16 protein-coding genes, 1 other RNA gene and 2 pseudogenes are annotated in these 15,679 nt (G+C 64.1%); 8 read left to right on the top strand and 11 right to left on the bottom strand.

The window, feature by feature from the left end; translation table 11 throughout:
- A pseudogene (locus EN857_RS16730) lies at positions 1–102 on the top strand (IS110 family transposase); the annotation flags it as partial.
- Positions 103–173: 71 nt separating this feature from the next.
- Here EN857_RS16730 and EN857_RS16735 read toward each other — a convergent pair.
- Entirely contained in the window at positions 174–818 is a 645-nt protein-coding gene (locus EN857_RS16735) for a TetR/AcrR family transcriptional regulator (RefSeq protein ID WP_127394341.1), read from the bottom strand.
- Between the two features lie 111 nt (positions 819–929).
- On the opposite strand from EN857_RS16735, the gene EN857_RS16740 reads away from it, so the two are divergent.
- Both EN857_RS16740 and EN857_RS16745 read left to right on the top strand, forming a co-directional pair.
- Positions 930–1,754: an NAD(P)H-binding protein gene (locus EN857_RS16740; protein ID WP_128345954.1), complete on the top strand. Its 825-nt coding sequence runs from the start codon at positions 930–932 to the stop codon at positions 1,752–1,754.
- Between the two features lies 1 nt (position 1,755).
- Complete coding sequence (locus tag EN857_RS16745) at positions 1,756–2,232, top strand: DUF1772 domain-containing protein (RefSeq protein ID WP_127393444.1); 477 nt, start codon at positions 1,756–1,758, stop codon at positions 2,230–2,232.
- A gap of 32 nt (positions 2,233–2,264) precedes the next feature.
- On the opposite strand, the gene EN857_RS16750 is transcribed toward EN857_RS16745, so the two are convergent.
- The 6 genes from EN857_RS16750 to ssrS all read right to left on the bottom strand — a co-directional run bounded on the left by EN857_RS16750 (position 2,265) and on the right by ssrS (position 6,175).
- Positions 2,265–2,576 carry a SelT/SelW/SelH family protein gene (locus EN857_RS16750; RefSeq protein ID WP_281015742.1) on the bottom strand — a complete coding sequence of 104 codons (312 nt, stop codon included), beginning with the start codon at positions 2,574–2,576 and terminating at the stop codon, positions 2,265–2,267.
- 30 nt (positions 2,577–2,606) lie between these two features.
- Positions 2,607–3,356, bottom strand: coding sequence for a YebC/PmpR family DNA-binding transcriptional regulator (locus EN857_RS16755; protein ID WP_127282976.1), 750 nt, complete (start codon positions 3,354–3,356; stop codon positions 2,607–2,609).
- A 240-nt stretch (positions 3,357–3,596) separates the two neighbouring features.
- The gene (locus EN857_RS16760; RefSeq protein ID WP_127282975.1) at positions 3,597–4,364 is read right to left on the bottom strand and encodes a TerC family protein; all 768 of its coding nucleotides are present in this window, start codon (positions 4,362–4,364) and stop codon (positions 3,597–3,599) included.
- Between the two features lie 71 nt (positions 4,365–4,435).
- Complete coding sequence (locus EN857_RS16765; RefSeq protein WP_127393446.1) at positions 4,436–5,260, bottom strand: YmdB family metallophosphoesterase; 825 nt, start codon at positions 5,258–5,260, stop codon at positions 4,436–4,438.
- Between the two features lie 77 nt (positions 5,261–5,337).
- On the bottom strand, positions 5,338–5,925 hold the full coding sequence (locus tag EN857_RS16770) for a 5-formyltetrahydrofolate cyclo-ligase (RefSeq protein WP_127282973.1): 588 nt from the start codon (positions 5,923–5,925) through the stop codon (positions 5,338–5,340).
- Between the two features lie 94 nt (positions 5,926–6,019).
- A non-coding RNA gene (ssrS, locus tag EN857_RS16775) (6S RNA) lies at positions 6,020–6,175 on the bottom strand.
- Between the two features lie 163 nt (positions 6,176–6,338).
- Here ssrS and EN857_RS16780 point away from each other — a divergent pair.
- From EN857_RS16780 to msrB, 4 genes and pseudogenes are all read left to right on the top strand, one after another.
- Positions 6,339–7,179 (top strand): annotated as a pseudogene (locus EN857_RS16780) (MoxR family ATPase).
- 93 nt (positions 7,180–7,272) lie between these two features.
- Positions 7,273–7,719: a GNAT family N-acetyltransferase gene (locus EN857_RS16785; RefSeq protein ID WP_128272223.1), complete on the top strand. Its 447-nt coding sequence runs from the start codon at positions 7,273–7,275 to the stop codon at positions 7,717–7,719.
- A gap of 8 nt (positions 7,720–7,727) precedes the next feature.
- The gene (locus EN857_RS16790; protein ID WP_135858890.1) at positions 7,728–8,918 is read left to right on the top strand and encodes a VWA domain-containing protein; all 1,191 of its coding nucleotides are present in this window, start codon (positions 7,728–7,730) and stop codon (positions 8,916–8,918) included.
- Between the two features lie 352 nt (positions 8,919–9,270).
- Positions 9,271–9,675, top strand: a complete 405-nt coding sequence (msrB, locus tag EN857_RS16800; RefSeq protein WP_127391014.1) for a peptide-methionine (R)-S-oxide reductase MsrB — start codon at positions 9,271–9,273, stop codon at positions 9,673–9,675.
- A 157-nt stretch (positions 9,676–9,832) separates the two neighbouring features.
- Here the strand turns inward: msrB and EN857_RS16805 are convergent, their stop codons facing one another.
- On the bottom strand, positions 9,833–10,177 hold the full coding sequence (locus EN857_RS16805; RefSeq protein ID WP_245493219.1) for a hypothetical protein: 345 nt from the start codon (positions 10,175–10,177) through the stop codon (positions 9,833–9,835).
- Between the two features lie 185 nt (positions 10,178–10,362).
- On the opposite strand from EN857_RS16805, the gene EN857_RS16810 reads away from it, so the two are divergent.
- On the top strand, positions 10,363–10,872 hold the full coding sequence (locus EN857_RS16810; RefSeq protein WP_127391013.1) for an arsenate reductase ArsC: 510 nt from the start codon (positions 10,363–10,365) through the stop codon (positions 10,870–10,872).
- A 37-nt stretch (positions 10,873–10,909) separates the two neighbouring features.
- On the opposite strand, the gene EN857_RS16815 is transcribed toward EN857_RS16810, so the two are convergent.
- From EN857_RS16815 to pyc, 3 genes are all read right to left on the bottom strand, one after another.
- Positions 10,910–11,356, bottom strand: a complete 447-nt coding sequence (locus tag EN857_RS16815) for a hypothetical protein (protein ID WP_127391012.1) — start codon at positions 11,354–11,356, stop codon at positions 10,910–10,912.
- Positions 11,357–11,670: 314 nt separating this feature from the next.
- A complete protein-coding gene (locus EN857_RS16820; protein ID WP_127282966.1) occupies positions 11,671–11,931 on the bottom strand; it encodes a DUF2312 domain-containing protein in 261 nt (86 codons plus the stop codon).
- Between the two features lie 273 nt (positions 11,932–12,204).
- On the bottom strand, positions 12,205–15,663 hold the full coding sequence (gene pyc / locus EN857_RS16825) for a pyruvate carboxylase (protein WP_135858892.1): 3,459 nt from the start codon (positions 15,661–15,663) through the stop codon (positions 12,205–12,207).
- Positions 15,664–15,679: the final 16 nt, after the last annotated feature.

Consider the following 15,679-nt stretch of genomic DNA (forward strand, 5'->3'; position numbering starts at 1 on the left):
GTCGGCAAGCCGAAGATCGTCGCCGTCGTGGCCGTCATGCGAAAGCTGCTGACCATTCTCAACGCCATCATCCGCGACCAAAAACCATGGCAAACAGCTTGACAGCCAAGACAGTCGCTCTCCCCGTATAGTGACGGGGAGAGGGGCGCTCTCGCCGGCGGTTTCGCAAACTCTCACGCGTCCACCAGCTCCCTCAGCGCCATGCGCTTGTAGGCCGCGACCAGCCTGTCGCCCTCCTGCCGGTCGACGGAGATCGCCAGCCGCATGGCCGCCTCGCCCATCTGCCAGACCAGGAAGGCTGTGGTTTCCAGTGCCACCGGATCGGCGTCGGGCCGCAGTCGCTTCAGCACCGCGACCAGGAATTCGGCATTGGCCCGGCTGTCGGCGAGCTCGAGCTCGCGCAACGCCTTGTCGGCCTGGGTGCCCGACCAGATGTCGCGCATCACCGGCTCGGCCAGGAACAGCCGGTAGTAAATATCGACCAGTTCCGAGAATGCCCGCCGCAAGCCCTCGGCGTCTGCGACATCCTTGAGCGCCGCGGCGATACAGGCCTGGCTTTCGGCCGTGTAGCGCTCGGCCAGCGCCCAGACGATCGCCCGCTTGTCGGGGAAGAACTGGTAGAGCGAGCCGATCGACACGCCTGCCCGCTCTGCCACCTCGCCCATGCGCATGGCGTCGCTGCCTTGCGCGGCGATCAGCGCCGAGGCGGCGGCGAGCATGCGTTCGACCCGTTCGCGGCTGCGCTGCTGGGTCGGGGAGCGGCGTGGCGAGGCCACTGATCCGTCCTGCTGATGCGGCGCGGCACTTCTGCCTTCCATGGAGCCCTCCGGAAAGATTCTGCGACGACTGGCTTGACTCACAAAATACGAGGGTTTATCACGTTTTGCAAATGTGAGGATTACTCATATTTATGAACCGAGGAGATCGAGATGACTACAAAACCTATTTTGATCCTGGGCGGCACCGGCAAGACCGGCCGGCGCCTGGCCGAACGGCTGACCGCCAGGAACATTCCCGTGCGCATCGGCTCCCGCGCTGGCACGCCACCCTTCGACTGGCTGGACAAGGAAACATGGGGCCGTGCGCTCGAAGGCGTCGGCGCCGTCTACATCAGCTACTATCCAGACATCGCCGTGCCGGGCGCCGCCGAAACCGTCGAGGCGTTTGCCCGGCTTGCCGTCGAACGCGGCGTCAAGCGCCTGGTGCTGCTCTCCGGTCGCGGCGAGCCTGAAGCCCAGCGCGCCGAGGAGATGTTGAAGGCCTCGGGCGCCGACTGGACCATCCTGCGTTGCCCCTGGTTCTCGCAGAATTTCAGCGAGGGCTTCCTGATCGAGTCTATCCTCGAAGGCGAGGTCGCCTTACCGGTCGGCAATGTCGGTGAACCTTTCGTCGATGTCGACGACATCGCCGACGTCGCCGCAACCGTCCTGACGGAGCCAGGTCATATCGGCCAGCTTTACGAGCTCACCGGCCCGCGCCTGCTGAGCTTCGCCGACGCCGTCGCCGAGATCGGCAAGGCCGCCGGCCGTGACATCCGCTACCGGCAGATCTCACATGCCGAATTCACCGAGGCGGTGGCGGCGCACAACCTGCCGCCGGAATTCGCCTGGCTGCTCGACGAGCTCTTCACGAAGGTGCTCGACGGCCGCAACGAGACGCTGGCCGACGGCGTGCAGCGCGCGCTCGGCCGCCAGCCGAAGGACTTTTCCGCTTACGCAACCGAAACCGCCGCCAGCGGCGTCTGGAGCAACTGAGATGATGAAACTGCTTCCCACACTCACCTTCATCGCCGCGATCGGCTCCGGCGTCGTCGGCGGCGTCTTCTTCGCCTTTTCCAATTTCGTCATGGCGGCGCTCGCCCGGCTTCCTGTCCCAAGCGGCATCGCTGCAATGAATTCGATCAACGTCACGGTGATCACGCCGACCTTCATGACGGCGCTGTTCGGCACCGGCCTCATTTGTCTCGTGCTCATTGCCGCCGTTCTCTTTGGCTGGAGCCAGTCGGGCTCGTACTGGCTTGTGGTCGGCGCCGTGATCTACCTGATCGGCAACCCGATCGTGACCATGGTCTTCAACGTGCCGCTCAACGACGCGCTCGCCGCCGTCGACCCGGCAAGTGCCAACGGCGCCGCCGTGTGGGCGAACCATCTGAATGCATGGGTGATGTGGAACCACGTCCGCACCGTCACCGCCATCGTGTCGATGGCCTGCTTTATCATGGCGCTGATTTGAAAGGCGTCTGGCTCAACGCAAAAGACCCGGCTTCAAGCCGGGTCTTTCGTTTTGTGGCCCTTGCGATCCGAGTGGCCGAGATCCCGCTCCGGATCGATGACGTCGCGGACCAGCTGCTTGAGCTTCGCGGCGTCGGGAAACCCGCCGTCGCGCTTGCGCTCCCAGACAAGCGTGTCGTTGCAGGAAATGCTGAAGATGCCGCCGGTGCCGGGCACCAGCGTCACTTCGCCGAGATCGGTGCCGAAGGTCGAGAGCAGCTCCTGCGCCATCCAGCCGGCTCTGAGCAGCCACTGGCACTGCGTGCAATAGGTGATGCGGACGGTGGGCAGCGGTTTGTCGCTCATTTCGGATTGAGCTTCGCTCATATTTCGGACTTAGGCCGCGCTGAGCTTGGCCATGGTCTCGTCGTCGACCTCGAAATTGGCGTAGACGCTCTGCACGTCGTCGTCGTCCTCGAGCGTGGCGACCAGCTTCATCAGCGACTGCGCGCGTTCCTCGTCGACCGGAACGTTGTTCTGCGGCTGCCAGATCGGCTTCACCGATTCCGCCTCGCCGAGCGAGGCTTCCAGCGCCTTCGACACGTCGCCGAGATTCTCGAAGGCGCAGTAGATGGTGTGGCCTTCCTCGTCCGATTCGACGTCGTCCGCGCCGGCTTCGATCGCCGCTTCCATGACCTTGTCGGCGTCGCCGGCCGATGCCGGATAGTAGATCTCGCCGGCCCGGTTCCACATGAACGACACCGAGCCGGTTTCGCCCAGCGCCCCGCCGGCCTTGGTGAAGGCGGCGCGCACGTTCGAAGCCGAACGGTTGCGGTTGTCGGTGAGCGCCTCGACGATCAGCGCCACGCCGCCCGGGCCGTAGCCTTCATAGCGCACGGCCTCGTAGTTTTCGCCGTCGCCGGCCGAAGCCTTGTTGATGGCGCGCTGGATGTTGTCCTTCGGCATCGACACGGCCTTGGCGTTCTGCACGGCAAGGCGCAGCCGCGGATTCATCGCCGGGTCCGGCGTGCCGGTCTTGGCGGCGACGGTGATTTCGCGCGCCAGCTTGGAAAACATTTTCGACCGCACCGCGTCCTGGCGGCCCTTGCGGTGCATGATGTTCTTGAACTGTGAATGGCCAGCCATGGCACCCCTGTCGTGTTCGGCTAGAGCATCCTGAAGCCAGGTGAAGACACCTCGCTCTTCTCAAAATGCTCGAATTCAAAATTTCAGAGCGTCCCTGATACGCCTGTAGGGCATATGGCGCTCGCTGTCGGAATGGCCGGCTTATAGATAAATCGGCTCAATTCGTCCAGCCGCGCGTGACATCGGATGCGCAAGGCATCTGCCGCAGGCCTCGGAGTTGACGACGAAACCTGCTTCGCTTCAATGCCCTTCGCCGGACCTTGCCTTCTTGCGCCGCCGCGCCAGCATGTTGAGGCCCTCGACCAGCGCCGAAAAACCCATCGCCGCGTAGATGTAGCCCTTCGGCACGTGGTAGCCCATGCCGTCGGCGATCAGCGTCATGCCGATCATCAAAAGGAAGCCCAGCGCCAGCATGACGATGCTGGGGTTCTTGGCGATGAAGTCGGCAAGCGGCCCGGCCGCCAGCATCATCACGCTCACCGCCACGATGACGGCGATGTACATGATGGCGATCTCGTCGGTCATGCCGACGGCGGTGATGATCGAATCGATCGAGAAGACGAGGTCGAGCAACAGGATCTGGAAGATCGCGCCGGCGAGCGAGATCTGCAGCGTCTCGCCGAGCATCGTGTCCTTGTGATCCTCGGGATCGACCGTGTGGTGGATTTCCTTGGTCGCCTTCCAGACCAGGAACAGGCCGCCGGCGATCAGGATCAGGTCGCGCCAGGAGAAGCCGTGGCCGAGCGCGGTGAACACCGGCGTCGTCAGTTGGACGATGATCGAGATGGTGGCGAGCAGCACCAGCCGCATGATCAGCGCCGCCGAAATGCCGAGCCGGCGCGCGCGCGCCCTTTGCGCCTCGGGCAATTTGTTGGTCAGGATCGAGATGAAGATCAGATTGTCGATGCCGAGCACGACCTCCAGCACCACCAGCGTCAGCAGCGCCACCCAGGCGGTCGGGTCGGAGACGAAGGCAAAGTGTGGCGCCAGGAATTCGATGAGCTGCATGGAGGTCGTCCCCTCTACGATCTGAAGCAGATGTCGCCGCCAGTTAGGTACTGACGCCGCTCATATCAATGTCACGACCAGAAGGACGGTGCGGTTTCCTCGAGCCGCGGCCCGCGACGAAACGGCGCGATCTTCTCGGCCAGCCCGGTGCGGTCGGAGATGTCGACGCCGATGCCGCACAGCGTCGCCGGCCCGCTCGCCGCCTCGAAGCGGCCTTTCGGCACTTTCGACAGGAAGCGGTTGAGCGGCTCCTCCTTGTCCATGCCGAGCGAGGAATCGTAGTCGCCGCACATGCCCGCATCCGACAGGTAGGCGGTGCCGCCGTTGAGGATCTGGTGGTCGGCGGTCGGCTGGTGGGTATGGGTGCCGACGACCAGGCTGGCGCGGCCGTCGACGAAATGCGCGAAGCACATCTTTTCCGACGTTGCCTCGGCGTGGAAATCGATGACGACGGCATCAGCCTGCTCGCCGAGCGGGCAGGCGGCGAGCTCGCGCTCGCCGGCCTGGAATGGATCGTCGAGCTCGGGATGCATGAAGACCCGCCCCATGATGTTGGCGACCAGCACGCGCGCGCCGTTCCGGGCGATGTAGACGCCGGAGCCGCGCCCGGGCGTGCCCTTGGGGAAATTGGACGGACGCAGGAAGCGCTCCTCGCGCGGCGCGAAGACCAGCGCGTCGCGCTGGTCCCAGACGTGATTGCCGGTGGTGACGACGTCGGCGCCGGCGGCGAGCGTCTCGCGAAAAATCTCCTCGGTGATGCCGAAGCCGCCGGCGGCGTTCTCGCCGTTGACGATGACGAAGTCGAGCTTGAAGTCGGAGATCAGGCCCGGCAGTTGCTCCCACACCGCCGTGCGTCCAGTTTTTCCGACCATGTCGCCGAGGAAAAGAAGTCTCATATGATCCCGTGCCGAAAGTCCGCCAAGCAAAAGCTGCATGACTTTCCGCAAAAGATCATGCGTTCTCAAACGCTTTTCTACAATTCCGGCGTGAACCGGCGCAACCCGCTCTCTGTCAGTATTTCCGGAATGATGACGTCGTGGTTCTCATCGGGGACCTGTGCCACCTCCTGGCAGTCGAAGGCGATGCCGATCAGCCTCGGCGTCAGCCCCTTGTCGGCCAGCTTGCCGATGGCACGGTCGTAGTAGCCGGCGCCGTAGCCGATGCGATGGCCGCGCGCGTCGAAGGCGGCGAGCGGCACCAGCATGACGGACGGATCGAGCACCGCCGCCTCCTCATGCGGTCCGACCGTGCCGAAGCCCATCTCGACCATCGGCGCCCCGCGCACCAGCTCGCGAAAGACGATCGTGCTCTTGTCGAGGATGGCCGGCAGGCAGAGCCTGGCGCCCTTTTCGCGGAGCGCGAACATCAGCGGCCGCACGTCGACCTCGGAGCGCATCGGCCAGAAGCCGGAGATGATCTGCCCCGGCTCGACGGCGATCTGGTCGCGCGCCGTCTCGGCCATCTCGAGCGCGATCTCCACGCGCCAGAATTCGTCGAGCGCATCGCGGCGCGCCAGCGCTTCCTTGCGCAGATGTTTTTTCAGGTCTTTGGAAGAGGTCATGCGCGGACGCTAGAAAAGGTCAGATCTGGAGGGAGCTTTAGGAGCGACGTTTTCTGACACATCATCCACGGGGAGTGGATCCTTTGCCGTCAGGTGACGATCCACACAACCGGTGGAGAGGTCGATCCCGGGTGCCTACAAAGTAGGTGGGCGCCGTGTGAGAAAACCCACGGGTCTTCCCAGGGACAGCTCCCTAAGGATCGATAAGGCCCCGGGGATAAGTTTCACCTGCCGGGAAGCGCAGACCGCCGAGACCAATATAGGCCGATGGCTGCCCGAGCGCCAGAGAAACGGCTGGCCGCACCGACGTTATTCGCCGCTTCCGGGACCGCCGAATGAAGCGTCCCCCTGCCCCGCTCTTGCGCCGCCGAGTTCGCCTCCTTACGGTCGCCGCAAAACGGCCAGGAGAAAAAATGCGTTTCGAAGGCACCGCGGCCTATGTTGCCGACAAGGATCTGATGGTTGCGGTCAACGCGGCGATCGCGCTCGAGCGGCCCTTGCTGGTCAAGGGCGAGCCCGGCACCGGCAAGACCGAGCTTGCCCGCCAGGTGGCGTCAGCGCTCGGGCTGGATTTCATCGAATGGAACGTCAAGTCGACCACCAAGGCGCAGCAGGGCCTCTACGAGTATGACGCCGTTTCGCGGCTGCGCGACAGCCAGCTCGGCGACGACCGCTTCAGCGACATCAGGAACTACATCAAGCGCGGCAAGCTCTGGGATGCTTTCGCTGCGCCGAAGAAGGTGGTGCTTCTGATCGACGAGATCGACAAGGCCGACATCGAGTTTCCCAACGACCTGCTGCAGGAACTCGACCGCATGGAATTCTTCGTCTACGAGACCGGCGAGACGATCCACGCGGCGCTGAGGCCGATCGTCATCATCACCTCGAACAACGAGAAGGAACTCCCGGACGCCTTCCTGCGCCGCTGCTTCTTCCACTAATATCCGCTTCCCCGACATCGAGACGCTGCACCGCATCGTCGACGTCCACTATCCGGGCATCAAGCAGAACCTGGTGCGGGCGGCGCTCACGCAGTTCTACGAGATCCGCGACGTGCCGGGCCTGAAGAAGAAGCCGTCGACCTCCGAGGCGCTCGACTGGATCCGCCTGCTGGTCGCCGACGACATCGCGCTGGAAGACCTGCGCGCCGACCCCAAGAACATGCTGCCGAAGCTGCACGGCGCGCTGCTGAAGAACGAACAGGACGTGCATCTTTTCGAGCGCCTGGCCTTCATGGCGAGACGGCAGGGCTAGGCCGCCAGCAACAGCGCTTTCCCCGGCTGTGGACCTTTGCCGTCAACCGGCCTCCGAGGCAGCGTCTTATCGGAAAAGTTCGGAGGAAACGAAATGACCCAGATCACCATCCGCCCGCTCGCGCAGTCAGACCATGCCGACTGGCGGCGCCTGTGGACGGCCTACCTCACCTTCTATGAGACCAAGCTGCCGGACGAGGTCTACGACCTGACCTGGAAGCGGCTGTTCACGGAAGGCGAGTTCGAGCCGAAGGGTTTTATCGCCACGCTCGACGGCAAGGCCGTCGGCCTCACCCACTATCTCTACCACCGCTCCTGCTGGTCGCTGGTCAACAACTGCTACCTGCAGGACCTGTTCGCTGACCCGGGCGTGCGCGGCAAGGGCGTGGGCGCCGCGTTGATCAAGGCGGTGCAGGACGAGGCCGGCAAGATCGGGGTGAAGAACGTCTACTGGATGACGCACGAGACCAACGCCACGGCGCGCCGGCTCTACGACCATGTCGCGCGCCGCACGGGCTTCATCGAATACGATCTGCTATAGATGGCCGCATGTTCATGCCCTTCTTCCTCGAATTGAAAGCCGCGCGGGTTCCCGTTTCGCTCAGGGAATATCTGTCGCTGCTGGAGGGGCTGGAAGCCGGGCTGGTCGACTATGATGTCGAGGGTTTTTATTACCTCGCCCGCGCGGCCCTGGTGAAGGACGAGCGCCATATCGACCGCTTCGACCAGGTGTTCGCGCATGTCTTCAAGGGCGTCGAGGCGCTTGGCGGGCCGGACGCCGTCGAAGTCGCCAACATCCCCGAGGAATGGCTGCGCCGGCTCGCCGAGAAGCACCTGACCGAGGAGGAGAAAAAGCTGGTCGGGGCTCTGGGGGGCTTCGAGAAGCTGATGGAGACCCTGAAGCAGCGGCTGGAGGAGCAGAAGGGCAGCCACCAGGGCGGCTCGAAATGGATCGGCACCGGCGGCACTTCGCCCTTCGGCGCCTACGGCTACAACCCCGAAGGGGTGCGCATCGGCCAGCACGAAAGCCGCCACCGCCGCGCGGTAAAAGTCTGGGACAAGCGCGAATTCAGGAATTTCGACGACGGCGTCGAGCTCGGCACGCGCAACATCAAGGTGGCGCTGAAGCGGCTGCGCCGCTGGGTACGCGAAGGCGCCGAGGAGGAGTTCGATCTGCCCGGCACCATTCACGCCACCGCCGAGCACGGCTATCTCGACGTCAAGACGCGGCCGGAGCGGCGCAACGCGGTCGAGCTTTTGATGTTCTTCGATGTCGGCGGTTCGATGGACGATCATATCAGAGGCGTCGAGGAGCTGTTCTCCGCCGCTCGCGCCGAATTCCGACAGCTCGAATATTTCTACTTCCACAATTGCCTCTACGAGCGCGTCTGGAAGGACAATCGCCGCCGCTTGGCCGAAACGATTCCGACCTTCGACCTCATCCACAAATACGGCCCTGACTACAAGGTGATCGTCGTCGGCGATGCCTCGATGAGCCCGTACGAGCTGGCGCATCCCGGCGGCTCGGTGGAGCACTGGAACCCTGAGGCCGGCAACGTCTGGCTCGGCCGCCTGCTGCAGCAATGGCCGAATGCGATATGGCTGAATCCGGAGAGCCAGAAGAACTGGGGCTACACCCATTCTATCGGGATGATCCGCGACACCTTCGGCGGCCGCATGTTTCCGCTGACGCTTGCCGGGCTGGAAGCCGCGACGAAGCAGCTTTCAAGGAAGCATTGAGCGTGGCGGTAATTCGCGGAAGTCGGCGCCGCCCCTCATCCGCCTGCCGGCACCTTCTCCCCGTATAGTGACGGGGCGAAGGGGGCCGGCCGCAAGCTCAACACTTCTTCCTGCGACGTTGGCGATTGGCGAAACCATCAATGAGAGCGCCCCTCTCCCCGTCACGATACGGGGAGAGGATGCCGGCAGGCAGGTGAGGGGCGGCGCCGACGACAATAAGGAGAGGCCAATTCGAAGCCAGCGGCGATTGCCTTGTCAGTCCCTGCGCTGGTCAGTGGTGTAACAAACACCTATCTTGGTGCGAATATGAGGCGCCAACCAACAACGAGCCGCCAAGGCCGAGGAGATTTTCATGGACACCCACGCCTATCCCGTCACCCGTACCGATGCCGAATGGCGCGCCCGGCTGACGCCCGAGCAATATGCCGTGATGCGCAATCATGGCACCGAGCGGCCCGGCAGTTGCGCCCTGCTTTACGAGAAGCGCGCCGGCACGTTTTCCTGCGTCGGCTGCGACCAGCCGCTGTTCGAATCCAAGCTGAAATTCGAGAGCGGCACCGGCTGGCCTAGCTTCAACGACCCGGTGCCGGGCTCCGTCGAGACCACGGTCGACCGCAGCTACGGCATGGTGCGGACCGAATGCCACTGCGCCCGCTGCGGCAGCCATCTCGGCCATGTCTTCGAGGACGGCCCGCCGCCGACCGGCCTGCGCTACTGCATCAACGGCGTGGCGCTGAAATTCGAGCCGGCCGCCTAGAGCAATTCCAGGAAAAGTGCGCAGCGGTTTTCCGTCCGGAATTGCGTAAAAATAAATAGTTAGGGCGGGTCAGCGATCTCATGAAACGCTGAACCGCACTAACGGCCGTCGCAACCTCATTGTCTGCAAAGGGCGGCTCCGGCCGCCCTTTTTCGTTTCAAGCCACGACTGTCGCGATCAGCCACAGCGCCGAGCCCAGCATCATCAGCGAGGCCTTGCCACCGCCTGACTTTTCCGCGGTTCGCCAGACGGCGAAGGTCAGGAAGAGATTGTAGGGCACCGGCGCGAAATGCACGCTCAGGACCAGCCAGAGCGGCAGCTTCAGCCCGAGCAGGATCAGCGCCAGCACCGACGATGCGATGTTGATGGCCGTGCCGACAAAGGCCATGTCGCGCCAGAACAGCCGCTCGAGCGGCGCCCGGCCCCGCCAGCGCGAGCGGAAGAAGCCGGCCAGGCCAACGAGCTTGCTGGACACCATGCCGGCCGGATGCGAATCGTCCATCGGTTGGGGCCCCGCTTGCGATCATGCCGCTTCGAAAATGCCGGAGCCTGCCGTCAAAGCAAGCCCCCGCGACACGTGACGCGAATATGACACGGAAATCTGGCATCAATGCTCAAGCGGGCCGGAAACCTGTGTTCCGCATTGCCAGCCAGTCATTTTGCAGCGCCAGCATGGAGGAGTTCAAAATGAGCGATCATGTCTACAATGTACTTTTTCTCTGCAATGCGAACTCGGCCCGGTCGATCATGGGGGAGGCCATCCTGAACCGGGTCGGCGCCGGTCGTTTCAAAGCCTATTCTGCCGGCTCGCAGCCGAAAGGAACCGTCAACCCCTATGCGCTGCAGCTGCTGGAAAGCCTGAAATACGACACGTCTTTCGCCCGGTCGAAAAGCTGGGAGGAGTTTTCCGGACCTGACGCGCCGGAGATGAACTTCGTCTTCACCGTCTGCGACAACACGGCGAATGAAAGCTGTCCGATCTGGCCCGGCCATCCGATGACCGCGCTTTGGGCGGTCCCGGACCCCGCCAAGGCATCCGGCACCGAGGCCGAACAGCATCTCGCCTTCGCCGAAGCCTATCGCATGCTGAGCAACCGCATCGCGGTGTTCACCAACCTGCCGATGGGTTCGCTCGACAAACTGGCGCTGCAGCAGCATCTGGACGAAATCGGCCGCGACGGGTCCGGGCCAAACTGAGAAGCAGGCAGGTCGGGAGAGCGAACGACCGTCGGGCCTAAGGCCGGGCTTCCCCCAAAACCATGACGACGGCCTGCTCGAAGCGCGAGCATTCCGTCACCAGCCAGTCGGCCATCGCCGGCCAGTTGTCCTCGGCGTAGCAATTCACCCGCCACATCGAATTGATGCCTAGGCCCTCGCAACTCTGTTCGGATGTGAGTTTCAGCCTGCCCTCGATCGCCGGCTGAAACGGCTTCAGCCGCGACCACGATTCGGTGGCGCCGAACTTTTCATTGCGGCCGAAGAAGACGCCGACATGGTTCTGCGCCGGCGCGACATACATGGAAAGGACCAGTGCGAAATCCGGCAGCCCGCGCTGCCAGAACCAGGGCCCGCGGCGCGCCAGCGAGGCCCTTTCCTCAGGGTGCCGCTCCGCGAACAGGGTCCAGAAGCCGCGCTGGCGGAACTCCGAGGCGCGGCGGCCGCCAAAGTCGAATTCGCTCATGGTCTGATGCTCGCAGCAGCCTGCCCAGAGCAATTCCAGGAAAAGTGTGAAACCGTTTCCGTCCGGAATTGCGTCAATGCAAAGGTATAGAGCCTGTCTTACAGCACAGCAGCCGGCCGGAGCACAACTGATACATCCCGGTCGCCAAGGGCGGCCGGGTCAATCATGTCGTGGTGAATGCAGTCGACGCCGCTCCGCCGGCTATCGCGCGCGGCAATGCCTCCAGGCTAAAGCGAGGAGGCTATGGGGCGAGGCTCCAGATGCCTCGCCCGCGTCAGTCCGAAAGAATTGCGAAAGCGGATCGGACCGCGTTCTCAGACCATGCCGAGGGCGGCTTTGTAGAGGTCGAGAATGGACTCCTCCTCCTGGCGCTCCGCCTGGTCCTTCTTGCGCAGCCGGATGATGCTGCGCATCGCCTTGGTGTCGAAGCCGGTGCCCTTGGCCTCGGCGAACACGTCCTTGATGTCGTCGGAAATCGTCTTCTTCTCTTCCTCGAGCCGCTCGATGCGCTCGATGAAGGCGCGCAGCTGGCCGGCGGCAACAGTCTGGCTGGTCTCGGTGATATCGTCGGCCATTTTTCTCTCCGCATCGTTTGGCTACCGGCGACTCGCGAAGGCCGGCCGGCAAATTGGAGCGGGTTCGATGCCCGAGCAGGCGCGGCGGGTCAAGACATTATCGGTGCGGCATGAACGGTTAGGCACGCCCCAAGGTGCGTTGAGATTCAGGTCAGGCCGAGTCGAGAATGGTGGCTTCCGAGAACCGGCGCGGAGCGTACTTGAAGTACGTGAGCACCGGAAGCGCAGGAAGCCGCCATTCGCAGGCCGGCATCACCTGAATGGCAACACACTTTAGCTGAATGCGATCAGCAGATCCTTGGCATCGATCTGGTCGCCGGCCTTGACCAGCACTTCGGCGACCACCCCGTCGCGCTCGGCATGCAGCGCCGTCTCCATCTTCATCGCCTCGATTGAAAGCAGCACGTCGCCGGCCTTGACCGCCTGGCCGGCGGCAACGGCAAGTGCCGAGACCACGCCCGGCATCGGCGCGCCGACATGCGCCTCGTTCCCGGGCTCCGCCTTGCGCCGCGCCTTGGCGGCTGACGCGCCATGCGCGCGGTCCGGCACCTTGACGCGCCGCGGCTGGCCGTTGAGCTCGAAGAACACGGTGACCATGCCCTTCTCGTCGACGTCGCCGATGGCAAGGCAGCGCACCACCAGCGTCTTGCCCTTCTCGATATCGACGAAGATCTCGTCTTCCGACTTCATGCCGTAGAAATAGGTCGGCGTCGGCAAGACGCTGACCGGCCCATAGGTTTCTTGCGCGGCGGCGAAGTCGGTGAACACCTTCGGGTACATCAGCCAGGAGGCGAATTCATACTCGCTGAGCCTGCGCTCAAGCTTTCCCTCGATGTCCTTGCGGCTGGCCTTGAGGTCGGCCGCTTTAAGCAGCGAGCCTGGCCGCACCGTGATCGGCTTGTCGCCCTTCAGCGCCTTCTTTTGCAGCGCCGGCGGCCAGCCGCCGGGCGACTGGCCGAGATCGCCGCGCAGCATCGAGACCACCGAATCCGGGAAGGCGATGTCGCGCGCCGGGTTTTCGACATCGGCGACGGTGAGGTCCTGGCTCACCATCATCAGCGCCATGTCGCCGACGACCTTGGACGACGGCGTCACCTTGACGATGTCGCCGAACATCAGGTTGACGTCGTGATAGGCCTGCGCCACCTCGTGCCAGCGCGTTTCGAGGCCGAGCGAGCGCGCCTGTTCCTTGAGGTTGGTGAACTGTCCGCCGGGCATTTCGTGCAGGTAGACTTCCGAGGCCGGCCCCTTGAGGTCGCTTTCGAAGGCCGCGTACTGGTTGCGCACCGCTTCCCAGTAGAACGAGATCTTGCGGATCCATTGCGGATCGAGGCCGGGATCGCGCTCGGTGCCCTTCAGCGCCTCGACGATCGAGCCGAGGCAGGGCTGCGAGGTGTTGCCGGAGAAGGAATCCATCGCCGCGTCGACGGCATCGACGCCGGTCTCGACCGCCGCCAGCACGGTGGCCGCCGACAGGCCCGACGTGTCATGGGTGTGGAAATGGATCGGCAGGTCGGTCGCCTCGCGCAAGGCCTTGAACAGCACGCGCGCCGCCGACGGCTTCAAGAGTCCGGCCATGTCCTTGACGGCGATGATGTGGGCGCCGGCGGCCTCGAGTTCCTTCGCCAGCCCGACATAGTATTTGAGGTCGTATTTGGCCCTTGCCGGATCGAGGATGTCGCCGGTGTAGCACATCGCCGCTTCGATCAGCTTGCCCTCGGCGCCGACCGCGTCCATCGCGACGCGCATGTTCTCGACCCAGTTCAGGCAGTCGAAGACGCGGAACAGGTCGACGCCGCCGGCAGCGGCTTGGCGGACGAAATGTTGCACGACATTGTCGGGATAGTTGGTGTAGCCGACGCCGTTGGCGCCGCGCAAAAGCATCTGCAGCAAAAGGTTCGGCGCGGCCTCCCGCACTTTGCCCAGCCGCTCCCAGGGATCCTCGGTGAGGAAGCGCATGGCGACGTCGAAAGTGGCGCCGCCCCAGCATTCCAGCGACAGCAACTGCGGCAGCGCCCGCGCATAGGTGCCGGCGATGCCGGCAATGTCATGCGTGCGCATGCGGGTGGCGAGCAGCGACTGGTGGCCGTCGCGCATCGTCGTGTCGGTGACCAGCACCTGGGTCTGGGCGCGCATCCAGGCGGCGAATTTTTCCGGGCCGAGCGCATCGAGCTGCTGCTTGCTGCCGTCCGGCACCTTGCCGTTGAGATAGGGCACCACGGGCGCCGCCGCATCGGCCTTGGGCATCGGCCGGCCGCGCGTTTCCGGATGGCCGTTGACGCTGACATCGGCAAGGTAGTTGAGCAGCTTGGTGGCGCGGTCCTGCCGCTTCACGTGCTGGAACAGTTCCGGCGTCGTGTCGATGAACTTCGTCGTATAGGAATTGTCGGCGAAGCTCGGGTGATTGATGATCGCCTCGAGGAAGGTGAGGTTGGTTGCCACGCCGCGAATGCGGAACTCGCGCAGCGCGCGGTTCATGCGAGCGATCGTCTCGGCCGGCGTCGGCGCCCACGCCGTCACCTTCTCCAGCAGCGGATCGTAGAAGCGGGTGATGACCGCGCCCGAATAGGCGGTGCCGCCGTCAAGCCGGATGCCGAAGCCGGTGGCGCCGCGATAGGCGGTGATGCGGCCATAGTCCGGGATGAAATTGTGCTCCGGATCCTCGGTGGTGATGCGGCACTGCAGCGCGTGGCCGTTCAGCCTGATGTCCTTCTGCGCCGGCACGCCCGAGTCCGGCGTGCCGATGGCGAAGCCGTCGAGGATGTGGATCTGCGCTTTGACGATATCGATGCCGGTCACCATCTCGGTGACGGTGTGCTCGACCTGGATGCGCGGATTGACTTCGATGAAGTAGAATTTGCCGGTATCGGCGTCCTGCAGGAACTCGACCGTGCCGGCGCCGATATAGCTGGTCTCGTTGGCGATCCTCAGCGCGTACCCGCACAGCTCCTGGCGCAGCGCTTCGCTCAGATAAGGCGCCGGCGCCCGCTCGACGACCTTCTGGTTGCGGCGCTGGATCGAGCAGTCGCGCTCGAACAGATGCACGGCATTGCCATGCGTGTCGCCGAGAACCTGCACCTCGACATGGCGGGCGCGTTCGATCAGCTTCTCGAGATAGACCTCGTCCTTGCCGAAGGCGGCCTTGGCCTCGCGCTTGCCTTCCATCACCTCGCGGGCAAGGTCGGCTTCGGCGCGGATGGCGCGCATGCCGCGGCCGCCGCCACCCCACGAGGCCTTAAGCATCACCGGATAGCCGATTTTCTCGGCAAGCTTCTTCACCGCTTCCATGTCGTCCGGTAGCGGATCGGTGGCAGGCACGACGGGCACGCCGACCTCGATCGCCAGATTGCGCGCCGCGACCTTGTTGCCGAGCCGGCGCATCGTCTCCGGCTTCGGGCCGATGAAGGTGATGCCGGCGGCGGCGCAAGCCTCCGCGAATTCCGGGCTTTCCGAAAGCAGGCCATAGCCCGGGTGGATGGCGTCGGCTCCCGACAGCCTGGCGACGCGGATCACCTCGTCGATCGACAGGTAGCTTTCGATCGGCCCCATGTCCTTGGCAAGATGCGGTCCGCGCCCGACCTGGTAGCTTTCGTCAGCCTTGAAGCGGTGCAGCGAGTACTTGTCCTCCTCGGCCCAGATCGCCACGGTTTTGAGGCCGAGCTCGTTGGCCGCGCGAAAGACGCGGATGGCGATTTCGGATCGGTTGGCGACGAGGATCTTCGTGATGGCCAAGGACAGGGCTCCAAAG

The organism is Mesorhizobium sp. M4B.F.Ca.ET.214.01.1.1 (assembly GCF_004791545.1).
GTDB classification, from domain to species: Bacteria; Pseudomonadota; Alphaproteobacteria; order Rhizobiales; family Rhizobiaceae; genus Mesorhizobium; species Mesorhizobium abyssinicae.